Source organism: Streptomyces silaceus (assembly GCF_001419745.1).
In the GTDB taxonomy this organism is placed as follows: Bacteria; Actinomycetota; Actinomycetes; order Streptomycetales; family Streptomycetaceae; genus Streptomyces; species Streptomyces silaceus.
In genome coordinates this window covers 1-15,838 of sequence record NZ_LIRJ01000449.1, presented here as the reverse complement: position 1 = coordinate 15,838, position 15,838 = coordinate 1, and the positions used below count along the sequence as shown (strand labels likewise).

At 71.8% G+C, this 15,838-nt stretch carries 14 protein-coding genes; 11 read left to right on the top strand and 3 right to left on the bottom strand.

Features of this window, described 5'->3' with window-relative positions; genetic code table 11:
• Positions 1-134: 134 nt before the first annotated feature.
• Positions 135-2,054, bottom strand: a complete 1,920-nt coding sequence (locus AOK22_RS33520; protein ID WP_055702485.1) for a molybdopterin oxidoreductase family protein — start codon at positions 2,052-2,054, stop codon at positions 135-137.
• Positions 2,051-3,022 (bottom strand): 2-dehydropantoate 2-reductase, encoded by a 972-nt coding sequence (locus AOK22_RS33515; RefSeq protein WP_055702484.1) that lies wholly within the window; start codon positions 3,020-3,022, stop codon positions 2,051-2,053. Before AOK22_RS33515 ends, AOK22_RS33520 begins: the two co-directional genes overlap by 4 nt.
• A 212-nt stretch (positions 3,023-3,234) precedes the next feature.
• Here AOK22_RS33515 and AOK22_RS33510 point away from each other — a divergent pair, with 212 nt between their 5' ends.
• The 4 genes from AOK22_RS33510 (at position 3,235) to AOK22_RS33500 (ending at position 6,531) form a co-directional block, all read left to right on the top strand.
• The gene (locus AOK22_RS33510) at positions 3,235-4,569 is read left to right on the top strand and encodes an OFA family MFS transporter (RefSeq protein ID WP_055702483.1); all 1,335 of its coding nucleotides are present in this window, start codon (positions 3,235-3,237) and stop codon (positions 4,567-4,569) included.
• Complete coding sequence (locus AOK22_RS44080) at positions 4,538-4,672, top strand: MFS transporter small subunit (protein WP_425264098.1); 135 nt, start codon at positions 4,538-4,540, stop codon at positions 4,670-4,672. Before AOK22_RS33510 ends, AOK22_RS44080 begins: the two co-directional genes overlap by 32 nt.
• Positions 4,673-4,794: 122 nt before the next feature.
• Positions 4,795-5,742 (top strand): beta-ketoacyl-ACP synthase III, encoded by a 948-nt coding sequence (locus AOK22_RS33505; RefSeq protein ID WP_055702482.1) that lies wholly within the window; start codon positions 4,795-4,797, stop codon positions 5,740-5,742.
• Between the two features lie 111 nt (positions 5,743-5,853).
• The gene (locus AOK22_RS33500) at positions 5,854-6,531 is read left to right on the top strand and encodes a GntR family transcriptional regulator (RefSeq protein WP_069885092.1); all 678 of its coding nucleotides are present in this window, start codon (positions 5,854-5,856) and stop codon (positions 6,529-6,531) included.
• Between the two features lie 87 nt (positions 6,532-6,618).
• On the opposite strand, the gene AOK22_RS33495 is transcribed toward AOK22_RS33500, so the two are convergent.
• On the bottom strand, positions 6,619-7,044 hold the full coding sequence (locus AOK22_RS33495; protein WP_055702480.1) for a PaaI family thioesterase: 426 nt from the start codon (positions 7,042-7,044) through the stop codon (positions 6,619-6,621).
• 120 nt (positions 7,045-7,164) lie between these two features.
• Between AOK22_RS33495 and AOK22_RS33490 the strand changes: the two genes are divergently transcribed.
• From AOK22_RS33490 to AOK22_RS33460, 7 genes are all read left to right on the top strand, one after another.
• Complete coding sequence (locus tag AOK22_RS33490) at positions 7,165-7,758, top strand: GNAT family N-acetyltransferase (RefSeq protein ID WP_055702479.1); 594 nt, start codon at positions 7,165-7,167, stop codon at positions 7,756-7,758.
• Between the two features lie 194 nt (positions 7,759-7,952).
• A complete protein-coding gene (locus AOK22_RS33485) occupies positions 7,953-9,134 on the top strand; it encodes an ROK family transcriptional regulator (protein WP_055702478.1) in 1,182 nt (393 codons plus the stop codon).
• A 346-nt stretch (positions 9,135-9,480) separates the two neighbouring features.
• Positions 9,481-10,998: a sugar ABC transporter ATP-binding protein gene (locus AOK22_RS33480; RefSeq protein WP_055702477.1), complete on the top strand. Its 1,518-nt coding sequence runs from the start codon at positions 9,481-9,483 to the stop codon at positions 10,996-10,998.
• Positions 10,995-12,014, top strand: a complete 1,020-nt coding sequence (locus tag AOK22_RS33475) for an ABC transporter permease (RefSeq protein ID WP_055702476.1) — start codon at positions 10,995-10,997, stop codon at positions 12,012-12,014. The genes AOK22_RS33480 and AOK22_RS33475 overlap by 4 nt, the downstream gene beginning before the upstream one ends.
• A 16-nt stretch (positions 12,015-12,030) precedes the next feature.
• Entirely contained in the window at positions 12,031-13,071 is a 1,041-nt protein-coding gene (locus tag AOK22_RS33470) for a substrate-binding domain-containing protein (protein ID WP_055702475.1), read from the top strand.
• 48 nt (positions 13,072-13,119) lie between these two features.
• On the top strand, positions 13,120-14,409 hold the full coding sequence (locus AOK22_RS33465; RefSeq protein ID WP_055702474.1) for a Gfo/Idh/MocA family protein: 1,290 nt from the start codon (positions 13,120-13,122) through the stop codon (positions 14,407-14,409).
• An 81-nt stretch (positions 14,410-14,490) separates the two neighbouring features.
• Entirely contained in the window at positions 14,491-15,492 is a 1,002-nt protein-coding gene (locus AOK22_RS33460; protein ID WP_055702473.1) for a sugar phosphate isomerase/epimerase family protein, read from the top strand.
• Positions 15,493-15,838 lie beyond the last annotated feature (346 nt).

The window sequence follows — 15,838 nt, the reverse complement described above, 5'->3', positions numbered from 1 at the left end:
GCCCACCGCAGATCGGCGTCCGTGCGGTCCTCGGCCCCCTCCCACGCGGACGCGGGCGGCCCGAGCACGGCGTCCACGGCCGCTCGCTCCTCGTCCGTCGGCTTGCTGTCGCCGAAGCGCAGATCCACGTCACGTCACCCCACCGGTGTGGTCAGCTTGTCGATCCGGATCGCCGAGGCCTTGAACTCCGCCGTCCCCGCGATCGGGCAGTTCGCCTCGATCGTCAGCTGGTTGGTGTCGACCTCGTCGGGAAAGTGCATCGTCATGAAGGCGAGGCCGGGCCGCAGCCCGGGGTCCACCCACACCGGCGCCACCACCGCGCCCCGCCGCGAGGAGACCCGCACCTCCTCGCCCACCACGACGCCGTACCGCTCCGCGTCCTCCGGGCACAGCTCGACGTACTCGCCGCGCCGCAGCGGCGACGCGTAACCCCCGCTCTGCACCCCGGTGTTGTAGGAGTCGAGCCGACGGCCCGTGGTCAGGCGGATCGGATACGCCTCGTCGGTGAGGTCGACCGGCGGGTCGTGCGCGACGAGCCCGAAGGGGGCGAGCGGGCCCCGCCGCGCCGGGTCCGCGTCCCACAACCTCCCGTGCAGATACGTCGGTTCGAGCCGGTCCTCGTCCGGGCACGGCCACTGGATGCCCTGGAGGGCGTCCAGGCGTTCGTACGTCATGCCGTGGTGGTCCGGCGACACCGACCGCAGCTCGTCCCAGACCGCCCGCGCGTCCGCGTACTTCCAGTCGTGCCCGAGCAGGCCCGCGAGCTCGCACAGGATGTCGATGTCCTCGCGCGCCTCGCCGGGCGGCCGCACCGCCTTGCGCACCCGCTGCACGCGCCGCTCGCTGTTGGTCGTCGTCCCCTCGGTCTCCGCCCACGCGGCGGTCGCCGGCAGCACCACGTCGGCCAGTTCGGCGGTCCTCGTCAGGAAGATGTCCTGCACGACCAGGAAGTCCAGGGCGCGCAGCCGCCGCGTCGCCTGTTCGCTGTCCGCCTCCGACTGCGCGGGGTTCTCGCCGATGCAGTAGACGGCCTGGAGGGCGCCCTCCTCCATCGCCTCGAACATCTCGGTGAGGTTCAGGCCGTAGCGGGGCTGGATGACCGTGTCCCAGGCCGACTCGAACTTCCGGCGCGTGTCCGCGTCGAGGATGTCCTGGAAGCCGGGCAGGCGGTTGGGGATGGCGCCCATGTCGCCGCCGCCCTGGACGTTGTTCTGGCCGCGCAGCGGCTGCAGCCCCGAGCCGTAGCGGCCGACGTGGCCGGTCAGGAGCGACAGATTGATCAGCGCGCGGACGTTGTCGGTGCCGTTGTGGTGCTCGGTGATGCCGAGCGTCCAGCACAGCTGGGCCCGCTCGGCGCGCGCGTACGCGTGCGCCAACTCCTTTATCGCCGCGGCCGGTACGCCCGTCACCTGCTCGGCGAGCGACAGGGTCCACGGCTCGACGAGGGCCGCGTACTCCGCGTACTCCGTCGTCGCGCGCTCGACGAACGCGCGGTTGGCCAGGCCCGCGTGGATGATCTCGCGGCCGATCGCGTGCGCGAGGGGGATGTCCGTGCCGACGTTCGGGCCGAGCCAGCTCTCCGCCCACTCGGCGGTCTTCGTGCGGCGCGGGTCGACCGCGTACATCCGCGCGCCGTTCCTGATGCCCTTCAGGACGTGCTGGAAGAAGATCGGGTGCGCGAAGCGGGCGTTGGAGCCCCACATCACGATCACGTCCGTGTGCTCGACCTCTTCGTACGACGACGTCCCGCCGCCCGACCCGAAGGCGGCGGACAGACCGGCGACGCTCGGCGCGTGACAGGTGCGGTTGCAGGAGTCGACGTTGTTCGTGCCCATGACGACGCGCGCGAACTTCTGCGCCACGTAGTTCATCTCGTTGGTCGCGCGGGCGCAGGAGAACATCCCGAAGGCGCCGCGCGCGGCCCGCAGCCCGGCCGCCGTGCGGGCCAGAGCCTCCTCCCAGGTGGCCCGGCGGAACGGCTCGTCACGTGAGTCGCGGATCAGCGGGTGGGTGAGTCGGGTGTACGTCTTGGGGGTGCGGGCGCGTGGGCTCATGATGCGGTCCTCGACGCGAGCAGGTCCGAGATGGCGTGCACGGTGCGGAGCGTGGGCATCGGGACCCCGGTGGCGTCCGCCAGTTCGACGACGGCCGCGAGCAGCACGTCCAGTTCGAGGGGCTTGCCGCGCTCCAGGTCCTGGAGCGTGGAGGTGCGGTGGTCGCCGACGCGTTCGGCGCCCGCGAGGCGGCGCGCCACGGAGACGCCGGGCTCGCAGCCGAGGGCCGCGGCCACCGCGAGCGTCTCGTTCATCATGATCTCGATGACGCGCCGGGTGCCGCCGTGCCGGCACATCTCGCGCATCGTGGCGCGGGCCAGCGCGCTGATCGGGTTGAAGGAGATGTTGCCGAGCAGCTTGATCCAGATGTCGCCGCGCAGCTCCGGTTCGACCGGGCACTTCAGACCGCCCGCGACCATCGCCTCGCTGAACGCGGCGCAGCGCGCCGAGCGGGACCGGTCGGGCTCGCCGACGGAGAACCGCGTGCCCTCCAAGTGGCGCACCACGCCGGGACCTTCGAGCTCCGTCGCCGCGTAGACCACACAGCCGACGGCCCGTTCGGGCGCGAGTACCGCGCTGACCGTGCCGCCCGGGTCCACGCTCTCGACCCGTCGGCCGTCGTGCGGGCCGCCGTGCCGGTGGAAGTACCACCAGGGGATGCCGTTCTGCGCGGCGACCACCGCGGTCCCCTCGTGCAGGAGCGGCTCGATCAGCGGCCCGCACGCCGCGTACGCGTTGGCCTTCAGGCCCAGGAAGACGAAGTCGACGGGGCCGATCTCGGCCGGGTCGTCGGTGGCGCGGGCCCGCGCGGTGAAGTCGCCGCGCGGACTCAGCACCCGTACGCCGTGCTGCCTCATGGCCGCCAGATGCGGTCCACGGGCGACGAGATGGACGTCGGCGCCCGCGCGGTGCAGCGCGGCTCCGACGTAGGCGCCGATCGCACCGGCACCGAGGACTGCGACTTTCACGGTGGACGCTCCATTCGGTCGAGGGATCCGAGGAACGAAGGACGGAGAACGACGAGCGAGGGGCGAAGGCCGAGGAGTGCGGGCCGAGACGCCGGGGATCAGGAACGTATGGAGAAGACGTCGACGGAATATTGTCTACAGTATGGAAGTTGGGTCAGCAAGAGGTCGCGCACCCTTCCCAAGTCCCGGCCGTCTTCTTATGGTTCGGGATCATGAGGCCCCTCGTCGCGCCGCCCGGCTGGAGCCGCTGGCTCGTGCCGCCCGCAGCCCTTTCGGTGCATCTGTCCATCGGCCAGGCCTATGCCTGGAGCGTCTTCAAACCGCCCCTCGAATCCGCGCTGCACCTCAGCGGCACCCAGAGCGCGCTGCCGTTCCAGGTCGGCATCGTCATGCTCGGCCTGTCCGCCGCGTTCGGCGGCACCCTCGTCGAGCGCAACGGCCCGCGCTGGGCGATGACGGTCGCCCTGGTCTGCTTCTCCTCGGGCTTCCTGGTCGCCGCGCTGGGCGCCGCGATCAGCCAGTACTGGCTGATCGTGTTCGGCTACGGCTTCGTCGGCGGGATCGGCCTCGGCATCGGCTACATCTCACCCGTCTCCACGCTCATCAAGTGGTTCCCCGACCGCCCCGGCATGGCCACCGGCATCGCCATCATGGGGTTCGGCGGCGGCGCGCTCATCGCCTCGCCCTGGTCGGCGCGCATGCTGGACGCCTTCGGCACGGACTCCCACGGCATCGCGCTCGCGTTCCTCGTGCACGGCCTCACGTACGCCGTCTTCATGGCGCTCGGCGTGTTTCTGGTGCGCCTGCCGCGTACGGAGGGCGCGCGCGGCCCCGGCGCGCCCGGAGTGCTCGACGGCCCCCAGGTCTCCGCGCGGACCGCCGTCCGCACCCCGCAGTTCTGGTGCCTGTGGGTCGTCCTGTGCATGAACGTCACGGCGGGGATCGGCATCCTGGAGAAGGCCGCCCCGATGATCACGGACTTCTTCGCGGACACCTCGACGCCCGTGTCGGTCTCCGCCGCGGCCGGTTTCGTCGCGCTCCTGTCGGCCGCCAACATGGCCGGGCGCATCGGCTGGTCCTCGGCCTCCGACCTGATCGGCCGCAAGAACGTCTACCGCGTCTACCTCGGCGCGGGCGCGCTCATGTACCTCCTGATCGCCCGCTTCGGCGACACCTCGAAGCCGCTGTTCATCGTCTGCGCGCTGGTGATCCTCTCGTTCTACGGAGGCGGCTTCGCGACGATCCCCGCGTATCTGAAGGACCTCTTCGGCACCTATCAGGTCGGCGCCATCCACGGCAGGCTCCTCACCGCCTGGTCCACGGCCGGTGTCCTCGGCCCGCTGATCGTCAACCGCGTCGCCGACCACCAGGAGGAGGCGGGCAAGCACGGCTCCGCGCTCTACGGCCTCTCCTTCACGATCATGATCGGGCTGCTCGTCGTGGGCTTCGTCGCGAACGAGCTCGTCCGCCCCGTCCACCCCCGCCACCACATCCCCGCCCCGAAGGAGGCCGCCGATGACCACACCGCCGAGCGCACCGCCCCGTGACCGCCGCGCATTGATCGTGTTCGCGTGGCTCTGGGTGGGTCTGCCCCTCGGCTACGGCCTCTATGAACTCGTACACAAGGTCACACAGCTCTTCAGAGGGTGACGGCATCATGAGAAGCATCCAAACGACGCACCCCATTCCTGTTGCTTTACGTGCACTGTTACTCATGAGTCGCTGACCAGACTGGACGGTCCCGCATCTCCGGCAACAAGGGGGACCCGTCCATGCACGGCTCACGCATCGCCGCCGTCGGCCACTACCAGCCCGCCCAGATCCTCACCAACGAGGATCTCGCGGGCATGGTCGACACCAGCGACGAGTGGATCCGCTCCCGCGTGGGCATCCGTACGCGGCACATCGCGGGCCCCGAGGAGCCCGTCGACGAGCTGGCCGCGCACGCCGGCGGCAAGGCCCTGGCCTCCGCGGGCCTGTCCCCGGACGCGATCGACCTGGTCCTGGTCGCCACCTCCACGGCCATCGACCGCTCGCCGAACACGGCCGCCCGGGTGGCCGCGCGCCTCGGCATCCCGTCGGCGTCCACGATGGACGTCAACGTCGTCTGCGCGGGCTTCACGCACGCGCTCGCCACCGCCGACCACACCGTGCGGGCCGGCGCCGCGACGCGCGCCCTGGTCATCGGCGCCGACAAGATGTCCGAGGTCACCGACTGGACGGACCGCACCACCTGCGTCCTGACCGGCGACGGCGCCGGCGCGGCCGTCGTCGAGGCGTGCGCCCCCGGCGAGGATCCCGGCATCGCCCCGGTGCTGTGGGGCTCGGTGCCCGAGATGGGCAACGCCGTCCGGATCGAGGGCCTGCCGCCCCGCTTCGCGCAGGAGGGCCAGAGCGTCTACCGCTGGGCCACGACCCAGCTGCCGCCGCTCGCCCGCCGGGCCTGCGAGCGCGCCGGACTCACCCCGGCCGACCTCGCCGGGGTCGTCCTGCACCAGGCCAACCTCCGCATCATCGAGCCCCTCGCCGAGCGCATCGGCGCCGTGAACGCCGTCGTGGCCCGCGATGTCGTCGACTCCGGCAACACCTCGGCGGCGAGCATCCCGATGGCGCTGTCCAAGCTCGTGGAGCGCCGGGAGATCCGGCCCGGCGACCCGGTGCTGCTCTTCGGCTTCGGCGGGAACCTCTCGTACGCGGGACAGGTCGTGCGCTGCCCCTGACCGCGGCGAACGCGTCACCCGCGGTGGTGTGACCGGCTCAACTCCCCCTGGTGCTGGCCCCTGTAGCTCGTAGACTGTAGACAAAAGGCAATCGTCGAGGAGGGGACCGCGATGTTGTCCACAGGACTGCCGCAGGGGGCGGTGCCCCGGCTCGAACGCCCCGGACCGCTGAGGGAGCGGGTCTACGAGGCGTTGCTCGAACTCATCACGACCCGCGCGCTGCAGCCCGGTCAGCACCTCGTCGAGAGCGAACTGGCCGGGCACCTCGGCGTCTCGCGCCAGCCGGTGCGCGAGGCGCTCCAGCGGCTGAACACGGAGGGCTGGGTCGACCTGCGGCCCGCCCAGGGCGCCTTCGTGCACGAGCCGACCGAGGAGGAGGCGGACCAACTCCTCACGGTGCGCACGCTGTTGGAGGCCGAGGCCGCCCGGCTCGCCGCCGCGAACACCGGCACCGCGGGCATCACGGCCCTGGACGAGCTGTGCACCCAGGGCGAACAGGCCGTGGCGGACGGGGACGTGGAGCGCGTGGTCGCCCTCAACGCCGCCTTCCACGCCAAGGTGATGGAGCTCGCGGGGAACGTGGTCCTCGCCGAGCTCGCCGCGCAGGTCGACCGCAGGGTCCGCTGGTACTACACGCCGGTCGCCCGGCAGCGCGGCCGCCAGTCCTGGCTGGAGCACCGCGAGCTGATCGCTGCGATCGCCGAGCGCGACGAGCGGAGCGCCACGGACATCATGCGCGCCCACACCGAGCACACCCGGCAGACGTACCACCAGCGCGAGCGCGCCTGACCCCCGCGGGTGGGCCGGGCCGTGTCGGGTGGATGGGCTGAGCCGTGTCGGGTCGCCCGTCCCGGCCGCGGTCACCCGTCCCGCCGTTCACTCTCCTCGCGGGGCCCGTACCGCCTGCGTCTGCGTGGTCTGTCCCACGAGCCGCCCCTCGCCGTCGAACACGTCGGTCTGCACGGTGACGAGAGTGCGGCCGACGTGCAAGGGGCGGGCCACCGCGCGTGCCGTGCCCGCGCGCACGGCGCGGAAGAAGTTGGTCCTGGACTCCACCGTCGACGTGGCCGCCCCCGCAGGCAGGCCCAGGAACGCGCACACCGCGCCGACCGTGTCGGCCAGCGTCATCAGCGCCCCGCCGTGCAGCACGCCACCCGCCGTACACAGTTCGGGTGACCAGGCGAGGGTGCCCTCGACCCGGTCGGGGCCCGCCTCCTCGAAGGCGATGCCGAGGTGCGCGGCGAAGGGGACCGCATCGAGCAGGTGGGCCGGCGGTTCGTTCTGGGGCAGGGTGTCCGACATGGGGTGACCTTCCGTCGAGGGGCCGGGGCGGCATCGGTGGCACCACCGTGCGGCACCGGCCCCCGAAGCGTCGATTACCCCGGAGGTAAGCCAGTGCCGCCGGACGACGGGAGAAGAGACATGGCCACCCACCACCGCATACGCCCCGTGATCATGGAAGACGTGCCCGTGGCCGTGGACACGCTCGCGCGTGCCTTCGCCGACTACGCCTTCACACGCCACGTCGTCGCGGCCGACGGCCACGAGGAGCGGGTGCGCCGCTTCCAGGAGCTGTTCCTGACCCGCATCGGCATGGTGTACGGCAGAGTCTGGGTCGCCGGGGCCGGGCGCGCGGTGGCCGTGTGGACCACGCCGGAGCGCGACCCCGCGCCGGGCTTCGCCGCGATCGGCCCGCTCATCGACGAACTCGCGGGCGACCGCGCGGCGTGGTTCGCGTCGGCGGACCACGCGCTGCGCCCGCACCGGCCGCGGCGCCCCGCGTGGTTCCTCGCCACGGTGGGCGTCGACCCCGAGGCGCAGGGCCAGGGGCTCGGCAAGGCCGTGATCCTGCCCGGCATCGAAGCCGCCGACCGCGCCGGGCACCCGTGCTTCCTGGAGACCTCCACCGAGCGCAACGTCGCGTTCTACCAACGGCTCGGCTTCCGCGTCACGGCCGACGTGACCCTGCCCGACGGCGGCCCGCGCACCTGGTGCATGCTCCGCGAACCGGCCTAGAAGGGCGGCCCACCCCCTCTTTGTCCTGTGACTGGAGAAAGTCATGGGTAATTCGCGCGCAACTTCTTCCCACTCCCGGCAGGCACTGCTACGTTCCCCTCGAAAGCTTGAAGGAAGCCCGACGGCGCCGACGTTCGCGCCTGAGGGCAAGGCCACGGGAAGCCCGAAGAGGCGGGGAGGGGCGCGTGAGACGTATGACGGCTCGACCCGCCAACGCGCACCAGGCGCGGCTGCTGCGGCTGTTGCGCGACGGGGGCCCCAACTCCCGCGCACAGCTGGGTGATCAGGTCGACCTCTCGCGGTCCAAGCTGGCCGTCGAGGTCGACCGGCTCCTGGAGACCGGTCTCGTGGTCGCCGACGGACTCGCCGCCTCGCGCGGCGGCCGCCGCTCCCACAACATCCGTCTGGCCCCGGGCCTGCGCTTCCTCGGCGTGGACATCGGCGCGACCTCGGTCGACGTCGCGGTCACCAACGCCGAGCTGGAGGTCCTCGGCCACATCAACCAGCCCATGGACGTGCGCGAGGGGCCGGTCGCGGTCTTCGAGCAGGTCCTCGCCATGGCGGCCAAACTGAAGGCCTCCGGGCTCGCGGAAGGGTTCGACGGGGCCGGCATCGGCGTCCCCGGCCCCGTCCGCTTCCCCGAAGGCGTGCCGGTCGCGCCGCCGATCATGCCGGGGTGGGACGGCTTCCCCGTCAGGGAGGCCCTCAGCCAGGAACTGGGCTGCCCCGTCATGGTCGACAACGACGTGAACCTCATGGCGATGGGGGAGCAGCACGCGGGCGTCGCACGCTCCGTGGGCGACTTCCTCTGCGTCAAGATCGGCACGGGCATCGGCTGCGGCATCGTCGTCGGCGGTGAGGTCTACCGCGGTACGACGGGCAGCGCAGGCGACATCGGGCACATCCAGTCCGAACCGGACGGACGCCCCTGCGCCTGCGGCAACAAGGGCTGCCTGGAGGCCTACTTCAGCGGCGCGGCGCTCGCCCGCGACGCCGAGGAGGCGGCCCGGGAGGGGCGTTCGCAGGAGCTCGCCGCGCGGCTCGACGAGACGGGGCGGCTCAGCGCCGTCGACGTCGCGGCGGCCGCCGCAGCGGGTGACGCGACCGCGCTCGACCTGATCCGCGACGGCGGAAACCGCACCGGCCAGGTCATCGCGGGCCTCGTCAGCTTCTTCAACCCCGGTCTGGTGGTGATCGGCGGCGGTGTGACCGGCCTCGGCCACACGCTGCTCGCCGCGATCCGCACTCAGGTCTACCGCCAGTCGCTGCCCCTGGCGACCGGCAATCTGCCCATCGTGCTGGGCGAGTTGGGCCCCACCGCCGGAGCCATCGGCGGGGCGCGGCTCATCAGCGACCACCTGTTCTCACCGGCGTGACGCGGTACGCGCGGCGTGACGTCGTCCCGAGAGCAGGAGTCGTACTCCCGCGCGTAGAGCATCTGTTGTACCTCTGCACGTAGAGCACGAGTCGTACCCCCGCACGTAGAGCACCAGTCGCCATTCCGTACGTAGAGCACCACGTACCACGCACGTAGCACCGTCGCGCCGCCCTCACCCAGTACAGCGCCCTGCTCTGCCCTGCCCTGCTCCGCAGGCGTACCCACACCCGCACTCGCACCACCCCGTATCGCATCGCACCACGTTCCGCACCACCCCCAGCCCTTGATCCGCCCTGCCCTGAATCCGCCCTGCCCTGCTGCGGCCGCCGCCGAGGGGAACCGTCATGGCACCAGAACCACCGCTGCTCACCATGTCCGGCATCACCAAGTCGTTCCCCGGGGTCCGGGCCCTCGACGGCGTCGACCTCCAGGTCCAGGCCGGGGAGGTGCACTGCCTGCTCGGCCAGAACGGCGCCGGGAAGTCCACCCTCATCAAGGTCCTCGCGGGCGCCCACCAGCCCGACGACGGCGAGATCACCTGGCGCGGCGAGCGCACCACGCTCCGCTCGCCCATCGCGGCCATGCGGCTCGGCATCGCCACCATCTACCAGGAACTCGACCTCGTGGAAGGCCTGTCCGTCGCCGAGAACGTCCACCTCGGCCACGAGCCGACCACCGCCGGCTTCGTCGTCCGAGGGCGTGCGGCGAGGGCATCAACTGCCGCTCTGCTCAAGCGACTTGGGCATGCGGAGATCGATCCGGGACGACTCGTCGGCGATCTCTCCGCCGCCCAGCAGCAGATCGTCTCGATGGCTCGCGCCCTCTCGCACGAGGTGCGCCTCATCGTGATGGACGAGCCCTCCGCCGCCCTCGACCCCGACGAGGTCGACAACCTCTTCCGCATCGTCGCCGACCTCACGGCCGACGGTGTCGCCGTCGTCTACATCTCGCACCGCCTTGAGGAGATCCGCCGCATCGGCGACCGCGTCACCGTCCTCAAGGACGGCCGCGCCGTCGCGGGCGGGCTGCCCGCGAAGTCCACGCCGACCAAGGACGTCGTCGCGCTGATGACGGGCCGCAACGTGGAGTACGTCTTCCCCGACCGCCCGGTCCGACAGGCGGACGCGCCACCGGTGTTGACCGTCCGGGGCCTCGCACGGCACGACGAGTTCGCACCCCTCGACCTGGACCTGCGCCCCGGCGAGATCGTCGGCCTCGCCGGGCTCGTCGGCTCGGGGCGTTCCGAGATCCTGGAGACCATCTACGGCGCCCGCAAGCCGAGCGCCGGTGAAGTGGCCGTCGACGGAAAGGTGTTGCGCCCCGGCAGCGTCCGCGCCGCCGTCCGCGCGGGACTCGGCCTCGCCCCCGAGGAGCGCAAGGCGCAGGCCCTCCTCATGCTGGAGTCCGTCACCCGCAACGTGTCGGTCTCCTCCATGTCCCGCTTCTCGCGCGGCGGTTGGCTCGACCGGAGCGGCGAGCACGCGGCCGCGCACGCCGCGACCCGCGAACTGTCGCTGCGTCCCGACGAGCCGTCCGTGCCCGTGCGCACCCTCTCCGGCGGCAACCAGCAGAAGGCCGTCCTGGCCCGCTGGCTGCTGCGCGGCTGCCGCGTCCTGCTGCTCGACGAGCCGACCCGCGGCGTCGACGTCGGCGCCCGCGCCGAGCTGTACGCGGTGATCCGCCGGCTCGCCGACGACGGCCTCGCCGTGCTCCTCGTCTCCAGTGAAGTGCCCGAGGTGCTCGGCCTCGCCGACCGCGTCCTGGTGCTGCGCGAGGGCCGCGTCGTCCACACCGCACCCGCCCGTGACCTCGATGAACACCGCGTACTCGACCTCGTCCTCGAAGGGAGCCCGGCGGCATGACCCAGCCAGCCCCGGCGGCCGAGGCCGCCACCGGCAAGAGAACCCCCGCCGACGGCGGCAGCCCGTGGCGCGCCGTGCTGTTCCGCGCCGACGTGCGCACGCTGTCCCTGCTCGGCGTGCTCGTCGCGCTGATCGTGATCGGCGGGATCACCCAGCCCGACGCGTTCCTCGACACCGACAACGTCCAGCTGGTCCTCACCCAGGCCTCCGTCATTGGCGTCGTCACCGTCGGCATGACGTTCGTGATCATCTCCGGGGGCATCGACCTGTCGGTCGGCGCGATCGTCGCGCTCGCCTCGGTGTGGGCGACGACGCTCGCCACCCAGGAGTACGGCTTCGCGGGCATCCTCTTCACGGCCGTGGTCGTCGGCATGGGGTGCGGTCTGGTGAACGGCCTGCTCATCGCGTACGGCGGGGTCGTGCCGTTCATCGCGACGCTCGCCATGCTGGCCTCGGGCCGCGGACTCGCCCTGCAGATCACCGACGGCAAGACCCAGATGGTCACCGTGGACAGCGTCCTCGACCTCGGCCTGCGCGACTCCTACGTCCTGGGCATCCCGCCGCTCGTCCTCGTCTTCGCCGCCGTCACCGTGGTCGGCTGGCTGCTCCTGAACCGCACCACCTTCGGCCGCCGCTCCCTCGCGGTCGGCGGCAACGCGGAGGCGGCGCGCCTGGCCGGCATCGACGTCCGCAGGCAGCGCCTCTATCTGTATCTGCTCTCCGGTCTGTGCTGCGGCATCGCGGCCTTCCTCCTGATCATCCTGTCCGGATCGGGCCAGAACACCAACGGCAACCTCTACGAGCTGGACGCCATCGCCGCGGCGATCATCGGCGGCACCCTGCTCAGCGGCGGCCGCGGCACCATCACGGGCTCCGTGCTCGGCGTGCTGATCTTCACCACGATCCAGAACATCTTCGCCCTCAACAACCTGGAGACCGCGACCCAGCAGATCGCCAAGGGCGCGATCATCGTCGCCGCGGTGCTCGTCCAACGGCGTACGGCCACCACCTCTTGAGCTGAGGAGTTCATCCATGCCAACCCACACGAGCCGCAGAGGACTCCTCTTCGGAGCCGCCGCCCTGTCCGGCGGAGCCCTGCTCGCGGGCTGCACCAGCAACGAACCGGAGGACGAGGGGTCCGACGACAAGTCCCAGCAGGTCGCTGACGACAAGTCGGGCAAGAAGGTCACCATCGGCTTCGCGGGCCCGCAGGCCGACCACGGCTGGCTGAACGCCATCAACGACAACGCCAAGAACCGGGCGGAGAAGTACGAGGACGTCACGCTGGAGGCCACCGAGGGGTCCAACGACACCGCGGCGCAGATCGGCCAGGTCGAGACGCTGATCAACAAGAAGGTCGACGTCCTGGTGGTCCTGCCGGCCGACGGCAAGGCGCTCACCCAGGTCGGCCTGAAGGCCATGAGGGCGGGCATCCCCGTCGTCAACCTCGACCGTGTCTTCGCCTCGCCGCAGGCCTACCGCTGCTGGATCGGCGGCGACAACTACGGCATGGGCCTCAGCGCCGGGCACTACATCGGCGAGAAGCTCAAGGACAAGAAGAACGCCCGCGTGGTGGAGCTGGCCGGGCTCGACAACCTGGAGCTGACCAAGCAGCGCAGCAAGGGCTTCGACGACGCCCTGAAGAACTACCCGAACATCAAGAAGGTCGCCCGCCAGGCCGCCGAGTTCACCGTCGAGTCGGGGCAGTCGAAGATGTCCCAGCTCCTCCAGGCGCAGAAGAACTTCGACGCCCTGTGGAACCACGACGACGACCAGGGCGTGGGCGCCCTGCGCGCCATCAAGCAGGCGGGCCGCGACGACTTCCTGATGGTCGGCGGCGCGGGCGCGCTCTCCGCCTTCCAGGCCATCGAGTCCGACGACAGCGTCCTGAAGGCCACCGTCCTCTACCCGCCGACCATGGCCGCGTCCGCCATCGACCTGGCGCGCGCCCTCGGACAGGGCAAGGGCGTGAGCGGCATGGCCGAGTTCGAGATCCCGTCCTTCGTCACCTGCTACTCGGCCGTGGTCGACAAGGACAACGTCGGTCAGTACATGTCCACCGGCTTCAAGTGATGTGTGTGTTGACACCCCCCACCGAGCGTCGACGAGGAGGAGTACCGCATGCGTGAGACGGGACCCGAGGCCGGGGCCGAAGGCGAGTCCGGGACCGCCGCCGAGGCGGGCGCCGGTGCCGGAGCGGGAGCCGGCGCCGGCGCGGGCACCGGTGCCGGCGCGGCGGACAGGCGGCCGCTGGGCGTGGGCATGATCGGCTACGCCTTCATGGGCGCCGCCCACTCCCAGGGCTGGCGCACCGTGGGGCGCGTCTTCGACCTGCCGCTGCGGCCGGTGCTCTCGGCCGTCTGCGGCCGGGACGGCGCAGCCGTGCGCGCCGCCGCCGACCGGCTCGGCTGGGCCGCCGCCGAGACCGACTGGCGGGCCCTGATCGCCCGGGACGACGTCGACCTCGTCGACATCTGCACCCCCGGCGACAGCCATGCGGAGATCGCCGTCGCCGCCCTGGAGGCGGGCAAGCACGTGCTGTGCGAGAAACCCCTCGCCAACACCGTCGAGGAGGCCGAGGCGATGGCCGAGGCCGCCGAACGCGCCCGCGCGCGGGGGCAGGTGGCGATGGTCGGCTTCAACTACCGCCGCGTGCCCGCCCTCGCGCTCGCCCGGCGGATGGTCGCCGAGGGGCGGCTCGGCGCGCTGCGTCACGTACGCCTGACGTACCTTCAGGACTGGCTGGTGCCCGAGGACTTCCCGCTCACCTGGCGGCTGCGCAAGGACCGTGCGGGCTCCGGGGCGCTCGGTGACCTCGGGGCGCACATCGTGGACCTCGCGCAGTACCTGGCGGGGGAGCCGGTGGCCGGGGTGTCCGCGCTCACCGAGACCTTCGTACGCGAACGGCCGGTCCTGGAGGGCGCGTCCAGCGGTCTCACCGCGGCGGGCGGCGCGCGGCTCGGCGCGGTCACGGTGGACGACGCGGCCGTCTTCACAGGCCGGTTCGCGTCCGGCGCCCTCGCCTCCTTCGAGGCGACCCGGTTCGCCGCGGGCCGCAAGAACGCGCTGCGGCTCGAACTCAACGGCTCCGACGGGTCGCTGGCCTTCGACCTGGAGCGGCTGAACGAGCTGTCCTTCCACGACCACACCGAACCCGCCGAGTCGTCCGGCTTCCGCCGCATCCTCGTCACCGAGCCCGGACACCCCTACCTGGACGCCTGGTGGCCGCCGGGGCACGGGCTCGGCTACGAGCACACCTTCGTGCACCAGGCCCGCGACCTGCTGCACGCCATCGCCACCGGTACGGTCCCCGAGCCGTCCTTCGCCGACGGCCTGTCCGTGCAGCGGGTCCTCGCGGCGGTGGAGGAGAGCGCCGCGAAGAACTCCGTGTACACGCCGATCCCCGCCTGAGCCGTGACCCGCCGCACCCCCGCCCGCCGCACTCCCGCCCGAGCCACCACCCGCCGCATCCCCGCCCGAGGAGGCCTGGCCATGCCACGCCAGTTCACGCTCTTCACCGGCCAGTGGGCCGACCTGCCGCTCGAAGAGGTCTGCGGGCTCGCCCGCGACTTCGGCTACGACGGCCTCGAACTCGCCTGCTGGGGCGATCACTTCGAGGTCGACAAGGCGCTCGCCGACCCCTCCTACCTGGACGGCCGGCACGCCCTGCTCGACAAGTACGGACTCAAGTGCTGGGCGATCTCCAACCACCTCGTGGGGCAGGCCGTCTGCGACGCCATCATCGACGAGCGGCACCAGGCGATCCTGCCGTCCCGCATCTGGGGCGACGGCGAGGCGGAGGGCGTGCGGCAGCGGGCCGCGGCGGAGATCAAGGACACCGCGCGGGCGGCCGCGGCCTTCGGCGTCGACACGGTCGTCGGCTTCACCGGCTCGTCGATCTGGCACCTGGTCGCGATGTTCCCGCCCGCGCCCGACTCCATGATCGAGCGCGGCTACGAGGACTTCGCCGAGCGCTGGAACCCGATCCTGGACGTCTTCGACGCCGAAGGCGTCCGGTTCGCCCACGAGGTGCATCCGTCCGAGATCGCGTACGACTACTGGACCACGCACAAGGCCCTGGAGGCGGTCGGCCACCGCCCTGCCTTCGGGCTGAACTTCGACCCCTCCCACTTCGTGTGGCAGGACCTCGACCCGGTCGGCTTCCTCTACGACTTCCGCGACCGGATCTACCACGTGGACTGCAAGGAGGCCCGGCGCCGCCTGGACGGCCGCAACGGCCGCCTCGGCTCCCATCTGCCCTGGGGCGACCCGCGCCGCGGCTGGGACTTCGTCTCGGCGGGCCACGGCGAGGTCCCGTGGGAGGACGTCTTCCGCATGCTGCGCTCCATCGCGTACGAAGGACCCGTCTCGGTGGAGTGGGAGGACGCGGGGATGGACCGCCTCCAGGGCGCCCCGGAGGCGCTGAGGCACCTGAAGGCGTTCGACTACGAGCCGCCCACCGCGTCGTTCGACGCGGCCTTCGGCTCCGACTGACGGCGGCGGCTCGCCGCGGGGGCCGGTCCCGACCGGGGCCGGCTCCGCCCCCACGTTTGTCCAGTGACGGGAAGAAGCTGAACTCAGGTGCTGCGTAAGGGGTTTCCGCCCCGGACAAACGTGGCTACCGTCGCTGATGTGTACAGGACATGAACTGTCCGGGGTGACGGCGCACCCCGGCGCACGGCGCACAGACCCGCGTACGACCGTCCCCCCTCCGGAGGAACCCCCGTGCACAGGAAACGCCACAGACTCCGCAGATCCCTCGCCCTGCTCACCGGCACCGTGCTCACCGGCGCGGGCCTGACCCTGGCCGTGCCCCGGGCGGGCGCCGTCCCCGCGGACC